This is a genomic window from Neptunomonas sp. XY-337 (assembly GCF_004959845.1).
GTDB lineage: Bacteria > Pseudomonadota > Gammaproteobacteria > Pseudomonadales > Balneatricaceae > Neptunomonas > Neptunomonas marina.
The window spans coordinates 257,691-274,425 of the sequence record NZ_SPLL01000003.1 but is presented as its reverse complement, the minus strand read 5'-3'; the positions used below and the strand labels follow the sequence as shown (position 1 = coordinate 274,425).

Genomic DNA, 16,735 nt, shown 5'->3' with positions numbered 1-16,735 from the left:
CCAGAGCCTGCAGCCAAGAACGTGGCGCAGATGAACTGTATCTTGGTCGAGGTGTTCGGAGTGCGAGTTGCGTTGCCGTTTGAAGCGATTGAGGGAGCTATCTCCCTGAACTCCGTAACCATGCAGCTGGATAATGAGCACGCATGGGTTTTAGGCTCGTTTGGCAGTTCAGTAGCCTACACTCGTATTGTTGATACGGCGGGCTGGATCATGCCGCATAAATACGATGCCGAAAGATCCTCTTACAAAGAGGTTGTTATCTTGAAAGGGCGCCGCTGGGCTTTATCTTGCGATGAGTTGCTGCAGTCGGTGCATATTCCAATGCATGAGATCAATTGGAACTCGGACAAGACTAATCGCCCTTGGCTGATGGGCACCTATATGAAAGAAAAATGTGCGATACTCGATATTCCAACGCTGATTGGTGAATTCGAAGAAGCGTTAAATCTCTAGAATATTGCGGTGAAGGTGTAAGTGTGTCTGATACGGGTTTGTGGTTAATAGTACTCCTGCTATTCGTTGTGTTCATATTTGCGGGTTTAACCGTATTTATGTTGATTCGCCAACGTCGCCACGAACGCCAGTATCAGGCTTTGATTACTGTGTTGCGTAATGAGATTCGATCAATTACCGGTAGCTCTATAGGGATGGGAAAACGGTTGGTTGATATTGAGCAAAGGCTCAATATTACCGTCGAGAAGCAACTTGAGCTTGAGAATCGTGATCCGGGCGAGTTGGCTTACAATCAGGCGGCGAAACTTATGGAGATGGGTGCAGGGGTAGATGACCTGGTGAAAAACTGTGGCATCGGGCGTCCTGAGGCAGAGCTGATGGCGCTGCTGCACAAAGAGATGCATCCCGCCGGTAGCCGAGGTTTAGAGGGTAAATCCTAGTTAACGTGGGTCATCTTTCAGGCTGTATGCAAATGCAATAACCTCCGCAACAGCCCGATATAGCGTTTCTGGGATCTCATCGCCAAGTTCAAGTCGGATAAGTATCTCGAGTAGCTCAGGGCTTTCATGTATGTGGACATCATTTTCCTTAGCCAGCTTGATGATTTGCTGAGCGATGTCCCCACTGCCCTTCGCAACTACTTTAGGTACACCCCCTTGTTCGGGCTTATAGTTAAGCGCAACCGCTTGTGACGTCTTGTTTTTGCTCATGTTTTGATATCAACCAGTTTTCGCTGTACCGCGTCAGCTGCGCTGCTGGTTTTCCCTTCTCGTGCGCTTAAATGCTGCACTGAAAAGCCCAAGTCACTCAACTGATGATTAAATTCAGAGAGTTGGTTTCTTACTAGCTGGACTGTTTTCGTTTGCTCGCAAATAAACCCTGCTGAAATCTCTCCTTCCGTCTCATTCAGGGATATCTCGGCCGTCACTTGGCCGTGTTCCTGTAAGTTGAAGTTTAGCTTGACCCCCCAGAAGGTTTGTAACTCACCACTGCTACTGGTCTGTTTGCGGCTGCGGATTGTCATGTCAACATGTTCCAGTTGAGCATTCTGGTAGATAGGTAGGTCGAGCTGGAAAATGCGCTCTGTCGTATCGCTTCGTTGTGTCTGGTGTTGTAGATGGTGGAGTTGGTGAGTTGTGACGCGGGCCATGACCTTGTCGATAGCTGTGTTGATTCTCTCGCGTTGTTGGGCTGGAAGTTGCTCTGCTCCCTGTTTTAGCTGAAGTAGGATCTGCTTTAAATCGTTTTGCGGCGGCGCTTGGGTTGCTAGCTGTCGTTCTGTGAAAAGGCCACCTGATTGGACATTTTGTTTAATCGTTTGCGGAGCTTCGTCGCTGCCGGGTCGAACGCCAAAGAGCTGTAACAGCGAGTTAACCACCTTATCGACGGGGGTGTTTTGGACTGACCTGCTTAGCTGTTGTAGTCCATCTGCTAATGGTATCTGTAGAGGTAAACTTTCACGTAATATTTGCTCCGCCACGGCGTTTTGGGCAGGTGTCATTGGTGGAGTGGGTTGTAAAGGTTGTGCCTGCGGGATCTTTGTTTGCCATTGAATCGAGTAGTTGTTGGTGTTATCGCGCGCAATCACAACCTGATTTAGTTGGGGGAGATTTGCTGTGGTAGTGAGTGAAACCGAAACCCCTCTGATATCGACGGTTAGTGCAGTGGCTGCCGGTCGAGGCTGATACGCTGCATTGGCCGGCAATGTTGGTGATGAATGACGATCAAACCCTTGTGTAGTACCGGGGTGTTGTGCTCCGCTGGTTGCCTGCGTTGCCTGCGTTGCCTGCGTTGCCTGCGTTGCCTGCGTTGCCTGCGTTGCCTGCGTTGCCTGCGTTGCCTGCGTTGCCTGCGTTGCCTGCGTTGCCTGTTGTATTGAGTTTGGTGGGGCAGCGGGTGTTTGTGGGCTTGCTATTGAGCTTTGCTGGTTTGCAGGTGCGAAACTTTGCCCAGAAGCAGAAGCAGAAGCAGAAGCAGAAGCAGAAGCAGAAGCAGAAGCAGAAGCAGAAGCAGAAGAGGATTGAGGTAAAGGGTTTGCACTGCTCTGTGGTGTAGTGGCTTTGCCTTGGCTTGTTTGCTGAGATGCTATTGTCTGTGTCTGTGTCTGTGTCTGTGTCTGTGTCTGTGTCTGTGTCTGTGTCTGTGTCTGTGTCTGTGTCTGTGTCTGTGTCTGTGTCTGTGTCTGTGTCTGTGTGATAGCACTCTGAGCGATCACACTGCCCGGCGTCTGAGTATTTGGTGCGATGAGGGTTTGTAACTGGTTCAGTGTTGCAGCCGTTGGTGTCACGGGGGCTCGCAGCTGAGGTTGGTTTTCTGCTTGAGTTCGTGTCTGGGGCGCTGTATTAAGCTCCCTGGCTTGGTTCGCAGCAACTTGTAACGACACATCACCGTTGGGTGATTGGCTAAGTTGTACGGTTGTACCTGATGCGATGGGAGTAGGTACCGAGATACTTAATAAGCGCGAATTTAGTTCAACTCTTATCTTGAATAGCCCGTCACTTGACGGTGTATTTGCGGTATCGCGCACCGTCGCGGTAACTGGCGTGCCATCTTTGGGTAAAGCGTTCCCAATCGAGTGAGTTGTGCTCGATGTTGCTGCTTTAACACTAATGTTTAGCGGCCCAAACGATTGCATGCGATAACAGTTTCCCGTAGGTGTGATTAAGAACAATGCCAATACTTGGTCAGAATTGTATATAATGCCCACCAAATTTATCGGCGGTTACAGTATTAATTGTAGCGCGCTGTGGATGTTTTACGTGGAATGAGGTTGCTCCTTTGTCAAAACCGCTCTTGGCTGTCACCGATCTTTTTTGCGAACGCGAAGAGCGCATTCTGTTCGATGGTTTAGCATTTTCCCTGAAGCAGGGCGAAGTGATGCAGATTGAAGGCCGTAACGGCAGTGGCAAAACGACCTTGTTGCGGATTCTTAGTGGACTATCTGCCCAATACGAAGGAAGTATCGAGTGGCGCGGTGAATCCGTTGACAATGTACGCGATGAGTTTCTTGCTGATTTGCTCTACTTCGGACACCAGCCTGGTGTCAAAGGCATGTTAACGCCGCAAGAAAATTTACGCTGGTATTGTGCACTGCATCCTGCACTCCAGCGTAGCAAAATAGATGAAGCGCTGGGCATTGTTGGGTTGACGGGTTATGAAGATGTGCCATGTCACTCGCTCTCGGCTGGACAGAACCGGCGTGTTAGTTTAGCTCGCCTCTATATGAACCAAGCGCCGTTGTGGATTCTTGATGAGCCCTTTACTGCCATCGATAAAAAGGGTGTTGCAGCGATGGAGCAGTTGCTACTAGACCATGCGCAGCGCGGCGGTAGTGTGATATTGACGACGCACCACGACCTTGCAGCACAGCAAGGCGTTGTCAAAGTCAATCTGGATAGCTTTTAGGGAACTCCGTAGTGGTAGAGGAAACTAATATCGCAACAATTTCGATGAGTCAGCAGTTTAGTGCCGCCTTAAAGCGTGACCTGTTGTTATCATTTCGACGTAAAAGTGATCTGTTCAATCCATTGATCTTTTTTTTGATGGTCGCGACGCTGTTCCCGTTAGGCGTTAGTCCAGAGCCGACATTTTTGTCCGACGTTGCACCGGGTGTGGTATGGGTAGCGGCGCTCCTTGCCACGTTGCTGTCGTTAGATGGGATGTTTCGCTCCGACTACGACGATGGCACTTTAGAGCAGATGTTATTGAGTCCGCAGCCTTTGATGATTGTATGCTTGGCCAAAACGCTTGCGCATTGGATGACAACCGGTTTGCCGTTGACGCTGATGTCGCCACTGTTAGGTGTGATGCTATTTTTGCCCAGTGACGCGATGCTGGGTTTGGTATTGAGTCTATTGATCGGTACGCCGACGCTGAGTTTTATTGGCGCGATTGGTGCGGCACTGACGGTTGGGCTTAAAAAGGGAGGGATTTTGATCTCGTTGTTGGTTTTGCCTCTCTATATACCAGTACTTATTTTTGGGTCAGGGGCGGTGCAAGCTGCCGTAGCTGGGCTACCTATCGGTGGTTACCTGGCTCTTCTCGGTGCTGGCTTGGCGCTTGGTTTTGTACTTGCGCCTTTAGCGACCAGCGCTGCAGTGCGAGTTTCAGTTAGTGGTTGAGGTATAACGTAACAATGCCAGAGAAAAAATGGATGCCTCGCTGGTTTTACCAGTTGGCTTCACCAAAATGGTGTTATCAGATCACGGGTAAGTTGCTGCCTATATTTGCTTGGCTGGCTCTACTCTGTTTGGGTGTAGGGATCGTTTGGGCGCTGGCGTTCGCGCCGCCGGATTATCAGCAGGGTAATAGCTTTCGTATCATGTATCTGCATGTACCGGCAGCTATTTTGGCGCAATCTTGCTATATGCTGATGGCTATCGCCGGTGCTATCGGTCTTATTTGGAAAATGAAAGTGGCTGATATGGCTGCATTCGCGGCTGCTCCAATTGGGGCCTCTATGGCGGTCTTGGCGCTCGCTACGGGAGCCATTTGGGGCAAGCCGACTTGGGGCTCTTGGTGGGTTTGGGATGCGCGGTTAACCTCCATGTTGATCCTGTTGTTTCTTTATCTTGGTGTTATGGCGCTGTATGCAGCGATGGAAAATCCAAATACTGCAGCGAGAGCGGCGTCCATCCTTTCCCTAGTGGGGCTAGTCAATATCCCGATTATCAAATATTCAGTTGAGTGGTGGAATACGCTCCATCAGCCCGCAACCTTCAAACTGACTGAGAAGCCGGCCATGCCGATTGAAATGTGGTTGCCGCTATTAATTATGGTGATTGGCTTCTACTGTTTCTTCGCTGTGTCTTTGATGATGCGGCTTCGCAACGAAATTCTCCGCCGCGAGAAACGTGCCAGTTGGGTGCGTGAGTTGATTGTATCCCAGTGAGGTGAATGTGCAGTTCGAGACACTTGCAGATTTTTTTAATATGGGAGGGCACGGAATTTATGTTTGGTTGTCTTATGCCCTCGGTTTACTTCTTTTTGCGGGGAACCTGCTTTTGCCTGCTAAGGCCCGTAAAGACTTTCTGAAAACACTTGCGCGCAGAATTAGAAGAGAGAACGACACTAAATGAATCCGAAACGTAAACAGCGCCTAGCTCTGGTTTTATTGCTGGTTGTGGGTGTATCCGTTGCTGTTGGTTTAGCGCTTTATGCTCTGAACCAGAATATCAATCTATTCTACTCGCCTACTCAAATCGTGGGCGGTGAAGCACCAAAAGATACTCGCATCCGCGCCGGTGGCATGGTCGTTGAGGGGAGCGTAAAACGCGACCAAGAAAGTTTACGTGTTCAGTTCGCAATGACCGATTACGCAGAAGAGGTGCTTGTTGAGTACACAGGAATACTCCCAGACCTTTTCCGAGAGGGGCAAGGGATTGTGGCGCAAGGTGCAATCGATGGAAACGGCGTGTTTCAGGCGGTTGAGGTTTTAGCAAAGCATGATGAAAACTATATGCCTCCTGAAGTCGCGGAAGCACTAGAAGCGGCTGGTAAGATGCCTCAACCTGCTGAGGAGGTATTTAATAAATGATTCCTGAGCTGGGGCAATTTGCACTCATCATTTCACTGGTTTTGTCGATTCTCTTATCTGTTGTTCCGTTGGTAGGAACTTACAGTCGCAACGTACTCTGGATGGAGTATGCGCGGCCACTATCGACGGCGGTTTTCCTCTTTCTTTTTATTAGCATGCTTTGTTTGGGCTATGCGTTCCTAACGGATGACTTCTCAGTGGCATATGTTGCTGGGAACTCGAATACCGCCTTACCTTACTACTACAAAGTCAGTGCTATTTGGGGTGGCCACGAAGGCTCATTACTGCTTTGGGTGCTCATTTTGGGCGGCTGGACCTATGCGGTTGCGGTAAAAAGTGATGAGCTACCACTGGATATCGTGGCGCGAGTTTTATCGGTCATGGGTATGGTTTGTGTGGGCTTTATCCTGTTCACTCTGATGACCTCAAGCCCGTTTGAACGCCTGTTACCGAACGTCCCAGCAGAGGGGGGAGACCTGAATCCACTGCTGCAGGATATTGGTTTGATTATTCATCCGCCGATGCTTTACATGGGATATGTGGGCTTCTCGGTAGCATTTGCTTTTGCCATTGCTGCGCTGCTAAGTGGTCGCCTTGACGCTGCTTGGGCTCGTTGGTCACGTCCGTGGACCAATGTGGCTTGGGCATTTTTGACGCTAGGTATAGCGTTAGGTAGTTGGTGGGCATATTACGAGCTCGGCTGGGGTGGCTGGTGGTTCTGGGACCCTGTTGAGAATGCTTCCTTTATGCCATGGTTAGTGGGTACGGCTCTTGTCCACAGTCTGGCCGTTACTGAGAAGCGTGGTGTCTTTAAAAGCTGGACGGTGCTATTAGCGATCTTCGCGTTTTCTTTAAGTTTGTTGGGCACATTCTTAGTACGTTCTGGTGTGTTAACGTCGGTACACGCCTTTGCCACAGATCCTGAGCGGGGCTACTTCGTCCTTGTCTTGTTAGCGATTACTATCGGCGGCTCTTTCCTGCTATACGCAGTCAAGGCGGCGCATGTTAAAAGTGAATCAACATTCGAGCTTCTCTCTCGTGAAAGCATGTTGTTGGTCAACAATGTCGTTTTGGTTGTGGCGTGTTTGATGGTCTTGCTAGGAACCTTGTATCCACTCGTGATGGACGCGTTGTCGATGGGGAAAATCTCGGTAGGCCCGCCATACTTTAATTCTCTGTTTGTGCCGCTAACTATTTTCTTAGTGGTTTTCCTATCAGTTGGATCGATTGCTCGCTGGCGTAAAACAGACTCCAACTTCCTGCTTAAACAGCTGGGTATCCCTGCGGTTGTAGCCTTGGTTTGTGGTGTTGTTTTCCCGCTGATGTACGCGGGTGAGCTGCACCTACAGCCTGTTTTGGGTGGAATCATGGCCATGTGGATAACGGCGGCTGCGGCCAAAGATATCTACAACAAAGTGAAGCATCGCCGCTCATTGGGTGAGGGAATGCGCAAGCTCTCTCGTAGTTACTATGCGATGTTGCTGGCACACCTTGGTTTGGCGGTTTCGATAGTGGGCGTTGCTATGGTGTCTAACTACAGCGAAGAGCGAGATCTGCGCATGGCGCCGGGTGATAAACTCAATTTCGAAGATTATAGCTTTGAGTTCAAAGGCTCGCGCCGAGTAGAGGGACCAAACTACGTCTCTGATATGGGTGAGCTGGTGGTGTATAAAAACGGCGAAGAATATGGTTTGTTGCAGCCAGAAAAGCGTCAGTACCTCGCGCGTGGCAATGTGATGACAGAAGCTGATATCGATCCAGGGTTCTGGGGTGATCTATACGTGGCCATGGGAGAGCCTCTCGAGGGGGATGCGTGGGCAATACGTGTTCAATACAAGCCTTTTGTGCGCTGGATTTGGCTGGGTGGACTGATGATGACAGCAGGAGGGCTTTTGGCTGCATCGGATCCGCGTTATCGCCGTAAACGCATACAACAGAGTGCCGATGTGGCTGCCGTTAGCTAAGAGGAAGATCGAGTGCGACGTTTAATTCTCTTTATCCCATTAGTCGTTTTTATGGCATTGGGTGTGTTGTTTTACAAAGGGCTGCAGCTAGACCCGAGTGAGCTTGAGTCGGCGTTGTTAGATAAGCCATTTCCTGCGTTTAGCGCACCGTCTTTGAGCGATGAAAACAAGTTAGTCACAGAGCAGGATTTAAAAGGAAAGCCTGCGCTAGTCAATGTGTGGGCGACATGGTGCCCGACTTGTAAGCAAGAGCACGCGCAGTTGAATCGAATTGCGCGCGAAGAGGGAGTCATTATTTATGGTATTAACTATAAAGATGACCGCTCGGCGGCAAAAGAGTGGCTGCGGCGTTACAGTGATCCGTATGTTTTGAATATCTTTGATGCAGATGGTGCGCTAGGCGTTAATTTAGGCGTTTATGGTGCGCCCGAAACCTATGTTATTGATGCAAATGGCGTTATTCGCTACAAGCATGTTGGCGCGGTTGATGAGAAGGTATGGCAAACGTTAAAAGGTGTGCTTGCAGAGGTCTCGTTATGAGAGCGTTTTTCTTTGCGCTTGCGCTAATGGTCGCCGGGCCTGTATGGGCGGCCATAGATACGTATGAGTTTCAGGATGATGAGGCACGCGAGCAGTTCCAACAGTTAACACAAGAGCTGCGTTGCCCTAAATGTCAGAACCAAAATTTGGCAGATTCCAACTCGCCAATCGCTTCAGACCTGCGCCGCGAAGTGTATCGAATGGTAGAGTCCGGAGATAGCAATGACCAGATTGTTGACTTTATGGTGGCGCGTTATGGCGAGTTCGTCCTATATCGTCCGAAGGTAAATGAGGCAACTTACGTGCTTTGGTACGGCCCGTTCGTATTGCTCGCCATCGGCATGGTCGTCGTGGTCTTGTTAGCGCGAGCGCGACGCTCCAAAGAAGCTAAAGCGAGCGATAGCGCAAACTTAAGTCATGATGAGCAAGCGCGCTTGTCTGAGCTGTTAAAAGATAACAATGGTGAGAGTAAATGATCGAACTGTGGTTTGGAATTGCTGTACTGCTTTGCGGGGCGTTAGCGTTTCTTTTTATCCCGTTTGCGCGGGCGCGTAAAAGAGCATTCCATCAGGCTGCTGTTGACCGCAAGCAGCAAAATATTGATATCTACAATGAGCGTTTAGCTGAGCTTGAACGCGAATTTGCCGCAAATACGATCACCGAGCAAGAACTAGAAGTGCTGCGTTTAGAACTACAGCGTTCGCTTCTTGAAGATACTGACACCGATGAACCGCTAAAGCACCGGACTGTACTGGGTACTCCACAGCTACTGGGCTTGGCCATTATGGCTTTATTAGTGCCGGCGTTATCACTCGGCCTTTATGCAAACTATGGTAGCGCTGCACTCTTAGAGGTTCCGCGCACACAGCCAGCACAATCTCAAGATATGCCTTCTGTGGAAGAAGCGATCGTGATGCTCGAAAAAGAGTTGGCAGAGAATCCCGAGAATCCTGAAGGTTGGTACATTTTGGCCACCACTTATATGAATCTTGGGGAGTTTCAAAAAGGCCAAGCAGCGTTTGAACGTTTGTTAGAGCAAATGCCAGCAGATGCGCCTCAATATGCCGGCGTTATGGGGCAATATGCGCAGTCTCTTTACTTTGCAAACGGTAAGATGACTGATGCAGTACGCCAACAGGTGAATCGTACACTCGATATTGAACCGCTTGAGGTCACTGCACTAGGCCTGCTGGGTATCGATGCATTCGAGCAAAAAGAATATGCCGACGCTATCGCGTATTGGCGTAAGGCCCTGCAAAACGCTGATGCGGAAGCTGCCAGCTCACTGAAAAGTGGTATCCAGCGTGCGGCTCAGGAGATGCAGCAGCTTGGACAGACAGTTCCAGACATCCCTGAGCTCGATGTTGCGCAAGTCGTGGCGCTTGTGGATATCGACGAGCAGCAACTTACTCAGTTAAAACCGGATCAGCCGGTATTTGTGTTCGCGCGAGCGGTTGGCCAGCGTATGCCGTTAGCGGCTGCTAAGCTTACCGTAGCAGATCTACCTGCGCGTGTTGTGCTTGATGATTCAATGGCGATGATGCCGCAAGCGAAACTATCGGGTTATACACGCGTGGAGCTGATCGCTCGAGTATCCTTGAGTGGTGAACCTGTCGCTAGTGCCGGAGACCTAGAGTCTCCTGCTGTCCTTGTTGCGGTAGGTACCACAACGCCTGTGGAACTTCAGATTAACACGATTGTTCAGTAGGCAACGACGCTTTATAGTTGTGTGCAAAGAGTTTAAACGTTTTAACAGCAGAGCCTGATACATGGAAATAGGCATGAAAGAGTGGCTAATCATCGGCGGCATCTTAGTTATCGCTCTGATAATTATTGATGGTTGGCGCCGCATGAACGGTCAGCGACAGACGCTGAAGATGGATATTGATCGATCTTTCAGCGATGCAGAAGATGATGGGTACAATCCTGAGTTGCCTAATGGCGGTGCTCGCCCACTCGGTGGCGTTGAGGCAGGTATTGAAACATCCTCGCTAGCGGGATTGACTGCGTACGAAACGCCTACTGAACAGCATCTTAGCGATACTGCCAATACTGTTGCTCACGATTCACAAGGGCCTCAAGGTGTAGAGCTGGATCCGCTGTTTGATGTGATACCTGAAAATCACCAGCCTTTACAGCCACAGCCACAGCCACAGCCACAGCCACAGCCACAGCCACAGCCACAGCCACAGCCACAGCCAGACCTGAGTTATAGCGTTGAACCCGAGCTGCCTGAAACTGCTCCACAAGAGCAGCCGCCGAGCACAATAGAAGCTTCGCAGTATGGTCATCCGGCGCAGCCAGAGAGCACTGAGCAACCTGCCATAATAGAAAGTGAGCACGACGAGCTCGACCTGTCGCTACCAGAAGAGATGAAGTACGAAGCTAAGCTTGTTCACGAGCCCGAAGTGGAGCTAACAGAGCAAGAGGCGTTAGATCTAGAGCAGCCTATCACGGTGCTTATGAATGATTCATTGCGCTACGGTGAGCACTACGAACCGGACATGGTGAATGCTGACTCAGCAGACTCTGCGGTGTTGCAGAACGACGTTCCGGTGGTTGATGAGACATTCTCTGCAAACGATGTGGCTGCTGCTAATACGTGGGTAGAGCCGGTTGCGGAACCGAGCAAAGAAGAGGTAGCTATGGAAGAGACTCCTTCGGTAACCTCGCAGCCAGAGCCAGAGCCAGAGCCAGAGCCAGAGCCAGAGCCAGAGCCAGAGCCAGAGCCAGAGCCAGAGCCAGAGCCAGAGCCAGAGCCAGAACTGAAGGCTGAACTGAAGGCTGAACCAGAGCAAAGCTCCCTATTTGCTGATAACGCTAATCGCTCGGCGCCGGACCCAGATCCAGAGCATATGCTGCAAATTACGGTTGTGGCCAAGCAGGGTATTATGGACGGTTGTGCATTGCGCCAGATTGTCGAAGCTTGTGGTATGGAGCATGGTCTTTACCAGCTGTTCCACCGTTTTGAGGAAGCGACTGATGGTGGCGCTATCCAATTTAGTATGGCTTGTGCTGTAAGTCCGGGAACATTCAACCTTGATGAGCTGGAGTCGGCACATATACCTGCGGTCACCTTCTTTATGTCGATGGCAGACCCGAAAGATCCAAAATATGCGCTCGAATGTATGTTAGCGACCGCCGAGACGGTGGCGAAGCATCTGGGTGGTGATCTCCTTGATGAGAACCGCTCGATGATGGGCACGCAGACAAAAGCGCATTACCGAGAACGCATTCGGGATTACGAACTGCACCAGTTACCGAAACGCAACCAATCTTAGGTTGCGTTTTTATTTGATACTCCGGTTTATATGACAGACAAAACAACACCTGCAGAAGAGATTGCTCAGCTAACCGAGCAGTTAAATCATCACAATCATCTTTACTACGTGAAAGATGAGCCCTCTATTCCAGATGCTGAGTATGACCGCCTGTTCCAGCGCCTGCTAGCACTGGAAAGTGACTTTCCTGATCTGGTGGCTTCAGATTCTCCGACGCAGCGTGTCGGTGGTGCCCCGCTTGCAGGTTTTTCTGAGGTCACGCACGAGCGCCCAATGCTCTCGCTCGGCAATGCTTTTTCTGGCGAAGACTTTACTGACTTTGACCGACGCGTTCGTGAGCGTGCGGGCCAAGAGATGGTTGAATATGCTTGTGAGCCTAAGCTCGATGGCATTGCTGTGAGCCTTCTTTACGAGGAGGGTGTGCTGGTGCGAGGCGCGACTCGCGGTGACGGCTCGACGGGCGAAGATATCACCCATAATGTGAAAACCATTCGCTCAATTCCCCTGAGCTTGTCAGGAAGTGGGTGGCCAAAACGCCTTGAAGTACGTGGTGAAATCTATATGCCAAAGGCGGGTTTTGCTGCGATGAACGACAGGCTAACCAGTGCAGGTGAGAAAACGTTTGTTAATCCGCGCAATGCAGCCGCTGGTAGTTTGCGACAACTGGATTCGCGTGTCACGGCACAGCGCCCGCTAGAGATGTGCTGTTACGGGATTGGCGTTGTTGAGGAGGGCGAACTGCCTGATAATCACTTTGATACGATGCATGCGCTGTCTCAGTGGGGTTTCCGTATTAGTGGCTATCTTGAGAAGCTGAGTGGCCCAGAACAAGTGCTCGACTACTACGAGAGGCTATCAGCGCAGCGCAACGATCTGCCTTTTGAAATTGATGGTTTGGTGTATAAGGTCAACCGCTATGCGCTGCAGGAAGATTTGGGTTTTGTCTCGCGGGCACCGCGTTGGGCTATCGCGCATAAATTCCCTGCACAAGAGGAGCTGACTGTACTGGAGAGCGTTGATTTTCAAGTTGGGCGAACTGGTGTCATTACGCCGGTTGCCCGCCTGACTCCAGTGTTTGTTGGTGGAGTAACCGTATCTAATGCAACGCTCCATAATATGGGGGAAATTGCACGCTTAGATGCGCGTGTTGGAGATACTGTTATTGTGCGCCGTGCGGGTGATGTCATCCCTCAGGTGGTGCAAGTCGTTGTTGATCGGCGCCCTGAGCATACGAAACCCATCGCAGCGCCGAGTGCTTGTCCTGTATGTGGTTCTGATGTTGAACGTGTGCAGTTGCAGCAGCGTTCCGCAAAAGGCGCTGGGGCTGATGGTGCTGCGTATCGTTGTGTTGGCCGGCTAACCTGCTCAGCACAACGCCAGCAAGCGTTGATTCACTTTGGTTCCCGAAAAGCGTTAGATATCGAAGGCCTTGGTGAGAAAGTCGCAATCCAGCTGAGCGATGTCGGATTAGTTAAGTCCCCAGCAGACCTCTTTGAGCTGGAAGTTGAGCAGCTAGAAGCGCTTGACGGGTTCGCGCATCAGTCTGCGTTGAATCTCTTTAGAGCGATACATGACTGCCGCGGGGCGACGCTGGCGCGTGTTATCTATGCTTTGGGTATCCCTGATGTGGGCGAAGAAACCGCGCGAACGCTTGCTGAGTATTTTGGCAGCTTCGATAAAATCCGTGCGGCTACCCCACAGATTCTAACGCTATTGCCCGATATTGGTGATGAAGTCGCTGCGGAAATTGCCCATTTCTTTGCGGATGAGCATAACAATCAAGAGGTCGACCGCTTATTGGTCGTGGGATTTACGCTTGATAATAGCGGTTCTAAAACCTTGACCCTCTCTCTTGAAGAGCTGATTACGCGTGCCAAAATACCGTATGTCGGAGGGGGCAGCGCCAAACAGTTGGCAGCGCACTTTCAAACTGTGGATGCACTCGTGAAGGCAACGGAAGCTGAACTTAGCACGGTGGATAAGCTGAGTAAGCGTGCGATAGCGAGCATGTTGGATGTGCTTGCTGATGAGTCTTGGGTTGAAAGCTTGCGTAGAACAGAGGCATTGCTGCTCGACTATGGGTTCCATTGGGCATTAGCTGAAAGCCGCGTTGAAGCGGCTTCGCCTCTGGAAAATAAAACCTATGTGTTAACCGGCACGCTCAGCCAGCTCACTCGTAGCGAGGCAAAAGCCGCGTTGCAACAGTTAGGTGCGAAAGTATCGGGTAGTGTATCGAAGAAGACTGACTGTGTTGTCGCAGGTGAGGCTGCCGGTAGTAAGCTTACCAAAGCGCAAGATTTGGGTATCCCTGTCTTAGACGAAGAGGGCTTGCTGGCACTTCTCGATGAGTATGGGGTTAGTCGATGATCGTGCCTTATGAGTCGCTTTCTGCCGATGCGCTTCGCGGTGTTATTGAAGAGTTTGTAACGCGAGATGGCACCGATTACGGGGCGACGGAGACCTCATTAGAGGCGCGCGTGCAGCAAGTGAAGCAGCAGTTGCACACGGGCGAAGTGGTCATACTTTATAGTGAAGCACGGGGTGATGTTAACATTGTGCCGCGGCACAGCTTATAACGCGGTTTAAGCCCAACGCTCGACGTGCTCGCCGTGACTGATTATTTCGAGCAGGTCAGTGCGGCAAACAATACCGATGGGCTTGAGAGCTGCGTTGACAACGGGAATCGCGTTACAGTTGTGGTGAATAAAGTGGCGAGCTATCTCTGCGACGGGTGTTTCCGGCTTGGCGGCAAGCAGTGATTCGGGCAGAAAGTTTGCCACGGCAACGGGGGAGTCTACACCGTGCTGAATGGTGTCCTCATGATGCACTAGGCCGAGCAGGTCGCCATTCGAGCTGGCGACAATCAGGTGGCTGATTTGCTGTTGTTTCATCACAGTAGCAGCATGGGCGAAGGAGTCATCGCGATCAATAGTGATAAGTGGTTGCGACATTATTTTTTCGGCAGTGAGAATCGGCGTATAGTGTGCCTCTTCGCCGTATAGCTTGCTCCCCTCAGACTGGCGTTTCAGCAAATTTGGGTTAGCCTTACCCTGTGGTTTTGTTGATGCTATGCCATTGGAAGTGCTGCCTTGAGTGATGTGTTCAGCAGCACCGCTCGCTGCGATGGGGGCAACAGCAGGCTGAGTTTTAGGTATATCAGGATTAAACGCCGGAATAATTTGTAGGATGCTCATAATTTGATTATAGATAACTGGTGGCGACTTGCTTAATGAAAAACCGATGGGCGAGCCTGCCATCTTCGCTAATATTCAGCTTCTGCGTCTTTTAGCTGCTTTATCTGTTGTTTTATTTCACCTCTCGGCTTATTACCCTGCGGGAATTGGTGAGTCGGTTTCTATAACGTTGTCTCACTATTTGGGCTTCTTTGGCGTAGATGTATTTTTTCTGATTAGCGGCTTTGTGATGGCGAAAACCACGCAGAGCCTTTCAGAGTACTCAGATTCGATTCGATTTATAGTGAAGCGCTTTTATCGAATTTATATCAGCTATTGGCCCTTCGCATTAACTTTCTTTCTTATATTGGCGATTTTTGAACAGCAAGAAGGGCGGTCACTCCTCGGTTCTCTAATATTAATTGGCGTTGACTTCCAATCCCTTAGTTTGCCTATCGCGTGGACTTTGCAGTTTGAACTGCTCTTCTATTTTGGCGTGTTTGTCTTCACCTTTCTGCCTAAAAGGTGGATGAAATTCGCATTGATTGGTGTTGGGGTTGTCGTGGCAGCAGCTCAAGCCTACGCCATTTTGCTGCTTAACTTCTACAGCATGGAACGGTTCGCCGAGTATCCGATGAGCTTTTTGTACTTTGTGTCACTTTTTTGGTTTCAGTTTTTAGCCGGCTTCGCGCTATTTTTTTTCGTTTCGAGAGTGAGCTTACAAGGAGCGACTATTGCTGTTTCGGTTTTGGTCGGCACGATCTATTTTGCTATGAGTAGCCAAAGTGCGGGTGAACTTCTGTACTCGGGAAGTAACATTCCAGAAAGGGTGTTGGTTGGTGGTGTGCTTGCCTTTTCTCTGCTGTCCTTTGCATTGTATCTGGAAAAAGTTGGTTTTACCGTTAATCACAAGTTAGCCGCTGTTTGTGGTGACCTTTCGTATGCTGTCTACTTAGGACATCTACCGGTCTTATTTCTTCTATTTTACTTCATGCCGAATATGGGGTTTTATGCTTCGCTGCTAATAACGGTCACTTTGACCCTTGTTGTTAGTTGGTTATTTCATAAGCTTTTTGAGGGGCCGCTACTCTCAAGGTTTGATTACACTTATAATCAGGTGGCGAAGCATTTCAGTAAAGGTTGTAAAGCGTGAACAAAGAAGCCGAAGCGTATCATCAGTGGTACTACAACAGTGAAGTTTGGCACGATGTGAAGTATATGGGTGTTCCTTGCTACAAGTCGGTAGCGGATATGTGGAATTACCAAGAAGTTTTGGCAGAATTAAAACCTGCTTTGATCGTTGAGTTTGGCACAAGGTTTGGTGGGTCTGCGCTATTTTTTAGTGTGACGGGGCGGGCTATCAATCCAGACTTGAAGGTCGTCAGTGTTGATATATCCCATGAAGACGTTTTCCCTGAAGTGTTGTTGGATAGCGCCATTCAATTGGTAACAGGGTCTTCTTCAGATCCGCAGGTTGCGTTGCGCATTGAAAAGATGCGTGCTCTCTATCCGGGGCCTGTGTTCTTTATCCTGGACAGCGATCATAGTAAATCACATGTTTTAGCTGAACTTGAGTTGCTGCGTCGTGTCACTAAGTCTGGCGATTATCTGGTTGTTGAAGATAGCAATATCAACGGCCATCCTGTGTTGCCAGGTTGGGGTGAAGGGCCATATGAAGCGATCCAAGAATACATGGCGCAGTACCCAGATGATTACGTCACCGATAGCGTAAGAGAGCAAAAGTTTGGCTTCACCTTTGCCCCCTCCGGTTTCCTGATAAAAAGATAA

Annotated in this window: 18 protein-coding genes; 15 read left to right on the top strand and 3 right to left on the bottom strand. The window is 50.0% G+C overall.

Going from position 1 to position 16,735, the window contains the following annotated elements:
- Both E4L36_RS08420 and E4L36_RS08415 read left to right on the top strand, forming a co-directional pair.
- The coding region (locus E4L36_RS08420) for a chemotaxis protein CheW (protein WP_169051512.1) at positions 1 to 453 on the top strand (453 nt) is incomplete at its 5' end.
- A gap of 23 nt (positions 454 to 476) precedes the next feature.
- Positions 477 to 893 carry a DUF2802 domain-containing protein gene (locus E4L36_RS08415; RefSeq protein WP_240656978.1) on the top strand — a complete coding sequence of 139 codons (417 nt, stop codon included), beginning with the start codon at positions 477 to 479 and terminating at the stop codon, positions 891 to 893.
- Here the strand turns inward: E4L36_RS08415 and E4L36_RS08410 are convergent, their stop codons facing one another.
- Together E4L36_RS08410 and E4L36_RS17820 are read right to left on the bottom strand one after the other, a co-directional pair.
- Positions 894 to 1,163, bottom strand: coding sequence for an EscU/YscU/HrcU family type III secretion system export apparatus switch protein (locus E4L36_RS08410; RefSeq protein ID WP_127694482.1), 270 nt, complete (start codon positions 1,161 to 1,163; stop codon positions 894 to 896).
- Positions 1,160 to 3,088, bottom strand: a complete 1,929-nt coding sequence (locus E4L36_RS17820; protein ID WP_169051511.1) for a flagellar hook-length control protein FliK — start codon at positions 3,086 to 3,088, stop codon at positions 1,160 to 1,162. Before E4L36_RS17820 ends, E4L36_RS08410 begins: the two co-directional genes overlap by 4 nt.
- Before the next feature lie 143 nt (positions 3,089 to 3,231).
- Between E4L36_RS17820 and ccmA the strand changes: the two genes are divergently transcribed.
- From ccmA to E4L36_RS08340, 11 genes are all read left to right on the top strand, one after another.
- On the top strand, positions 3,232 to 3,858 hold the full coding sequence (ccmA, locus tag E4L36_RS08395; RefSeq protein ID WP_136680246.1) for a cytochrome c biogenesis heme-transporting ATPase CcmA: 627 nt from the start codon (positions 3,232 to 3,234) through the stop codon (positions 3,856 to 3,858).
- 44 nt (positions 3,859 to 3,902) lie between these two features.
- Positions 3,903 to 4,574, top strand: coding sequence for a heme exporter protein CcmB (gene ccmB / locus E4L36_RS08390; protein ID WP_136680480.1), 672 nt, complete (start codon positions 3,903 to 3,905; stop codon positions 4,572 to 4,574).
- A gap of 14 nt (positions 4,575 to 4,588) precedes the next feature.
- The gene (locus tag E4L36_RS08385) at positions 4,589 to 5,344 is read left to right on the top strand and encodes a heme ABC transporter permease (RefSeq protein ID WP_276606066.1); all 756 of its coding nucleotides are present in this window, start codon (positions 4,589 to 4,591) and stop codon (positions 5,342 to 5,344) included.
- A gap of 183 nt (positions 5,345 to 5,527) precedes the next feature.
- The gene (gene ccmE / locus E4L36_RS08375) at positions 5,528 to 5,989 is read left to right on the top strand and encodes a cytochrome c maturation protein CcmE (protein ID WP_136680245.1); all 462 of its coding nucleotides are present in this window, start codon (positions 5,528 to 5,530) and stop codon (positions 5,987 to 5,989) included.
- Entirely contained in the window at positions 5,986 to 7,953 is a 1,968-nt protein-coding gene (locus E4L36_RS08370) for a heme lyase CcmF/NrfE family subunit (protein ID WP_136680244.1), read from the top strand. The genes ccmE and E4L36_RS08370 overlap by 4 nt, the downstream gene beginning before the upstream one ends.
- 12 nt (positions 7,954 to 7,965) lie before the next feature.
- The gene (locus E4L36_RS08365) at positions 7,966 to 8,493 is read left to right on the top strand and encodes a DsbE family thiol:disulfide interchange protein (protein ID WP_136680243.1); all 528 of its coding nucleotides are present in this window, start codon (positions 7,966 to 7,968) and stop codon (positions 8,491 to 8,493) included.
- On the top strand, positions 8,490 to 8,969 hold the full coding sequence (locus tag E4L36_RS08360; RefSeq protein WP_136680242.1) for a cytochrome c-type biogenesis protein: 480 nt from the start codon (positions 8,490 to 8,492) through the stop codon (positions 8,967 to 8,969). The genes E4L36_RS08365 and E4L36_RS08360 overlap by 4 nt, the downstream gene beginning before the upstream one ends.
- A complete protein-coding gene (gene ccmI / locus E4L36_RS08355; protein ID WP_136680241.1) occupies positions 8,966 to 10,201 on the top strand; it encodes a c-type cytochrome biogenesis protein CcmI in 1,236 nt (411 codons plus the stop codon). The genes E4L36_RS08360 and ccmI overlap by 4 nt, the downstream gene beginning before the upstream one ends.
- A 73-nt stretch (positions 10,202 to 10,274) precedes the next feature.
- On the top strand, positions 10,275 to 11,774 hold the full coding sequence (gene zipA, locus E4L36_RS08350) for a cell division protein ZipA (RefSeq protein ID WP_136680240.1): 1,500 nt from the start codon (positions 10,275 to 10,277) through the stop codon (positions 11,772 to 11,774).
- A gap of 30 nt (positions 11,775 to 11,804) precedes the next feature.
- Positions 11,805 to 14,141, top strand: a complete 2,337-nt coding sequence (gene ligA / locus E4L36_RS08345) for an NAD-dependent DNA ligase LigA (RefSeq protein WP_136680239.1) — start codon at positions 11,805 to 11,807, stop codon at positions 14,139 to 14,141.
- On the top strand, positions 14,138 to 14,350 hold the full coding sequence (locus E4L36_RS08340) for a YheU family protein (RefSeq protein ID WP_136680238.1): 213 nt from the start codon (positions 14,138 to 14,140) through the stop codon (positions 14,348 to 14,350). Before ligA ends, E4L36_RS08340 begins: the two co-directional genes overlap by 4 nt.
- A 6-nt stretch (positions 14,351 to 14,356) precedes the next feature.
- Here E4L36_RS08340 and E4L36_RS08335 read toward each other — a convergent pair whose 3' ends face one another.
- Entirely contained in the window at positions 14,357 to 14,968 is a 612-nt protein-coding gene (locus tag E4L36_RS08335) for a CBS domain-containing protein (RefSeq protein ID WP_169051510.1), read from the bottom strand.
- A 28-nt stretch (positions 14,969 to 14,996) separates the two neighbouring features.
- Here E4L36_RS08335 and E4L36_RS08330 point away from each other — a divergent pair, with 28 nt between their 5' ends.
- Both E4L36_RS08330 and E4L36_RS08325 read left to right on the top strand, forming a co-directional pair.
- The gene (locus tag E4L36_RS08330) at positions 14,997 to 16,100 is read left to right on the top strand and encodes an acyltransferase (protein WP_169051509.1); all 1,104 of its coding nucleotides are present in this window, start codon (positions 14,997 to 14,999) and stop codon (positions 16,098 to 16,100) included.
- Entirely contained in the window at positions 16,097 to 16,735 is a 639-nt protein-coding gene (locus E4L36_RS08325; protein ID WP_206064532.1) for a CmcI family methyltransferase, read from the top strand. The genes E4L36_RS08330 and E4L36_RS08325 overlap by 4 nt, the downstream gene beginning before the upstream one ends.

What these genes read in the sequence shown, in the direction of transcription:
- E4L36_RS08410 (WP_127694482.1), bottom strand. Translation starts at nt 1,163, where the DNA reads ATGAGCAAAAACAAGACGTCACAAGCGGTTGCGCTTAACTATAAGCCC.
- E4L36_RS17820 (WP_169051511.1), bottom strand. Translation starts at nt 3,088, where the DNA reads ATGCAATCGTTTGGGCCGCTAAACATTAGTGTTAAAGCAGCAACATCG.
- ccmB (WP_136680480.1), top strand. Translation starts at nt 3,903, where the DNA reads ATGAGTCAGCAGTTTAGTGCCGCCTTAAAGCGTGACCTGTTGTTATCA.
- E4L36_RS08385 (WP_276606066.1), top strand. Translation starts at nt 4,589, where the DNA reads ATGCCAGAGAAAAAATGGATGCCTCGCTGGTTTTACCAGTTGGCTTCA.
- ccmE (WP_136680245.1), top strand. Translation starts at nt 5,528, where the DNA reads ATGAATCCGAAACGTAAACAGCGCCTAGCTCTGGTTTTATTGCTGGTT.
- E4L36_RS08370 (WP_136680244.1), top strand. Translation starts at nt 5,986, where the DNA reads ATGATTCCTGAGCTGGGGCAATTTGCACTCATCATTTCACTGGTTTTG.
- E4L36_RS08360 (WP_136680242.1), top strand. Translation starts at nt 8,490, where the DNA reads ATGAGAGCGTTTTTCTTTGCGCTTGCGCTAATGGTCGCCGGGCCTGTA.
- ccmI (WP_136680241.1), top strand. Translation starts at nt 8,966, where the DNA reads ATGATCGAACTGTGGTTTGGAATTGCTGTACTGCTTTGCGGGGCGTTA.
- zipA (WP_136680240.1), top strand. Translation starts at nt 10,275, where the DNA reads ATGAAAGAGTGGCTAATCATCGGCGGCATCTTAGTTATCGCTCTGATA.
- ligA (WP_136680239.1), top strand. Translation starts at nt 11,805, where the DNA reads ATGACAGACAAAACAACACCTGCAGAAGAGATTGCTCAGCTAACCGAG.
- E4L36_RS08340 (WP_136680238.1), top strand. Translation starts at nt 14,138, where the DNA reads ATGATCGTGCCTTATGAGTCGCTTTCTGCCGATGCGCTTCGCGGTGTT.
- E4L36_RS08335 (WP_169051510.1), bottom strand. Translation starts at nt 14,968, where the DNA reads ATGAGCATCCTACAAATTATTCCGGCGTTTAATCCTGATATACCTAAA.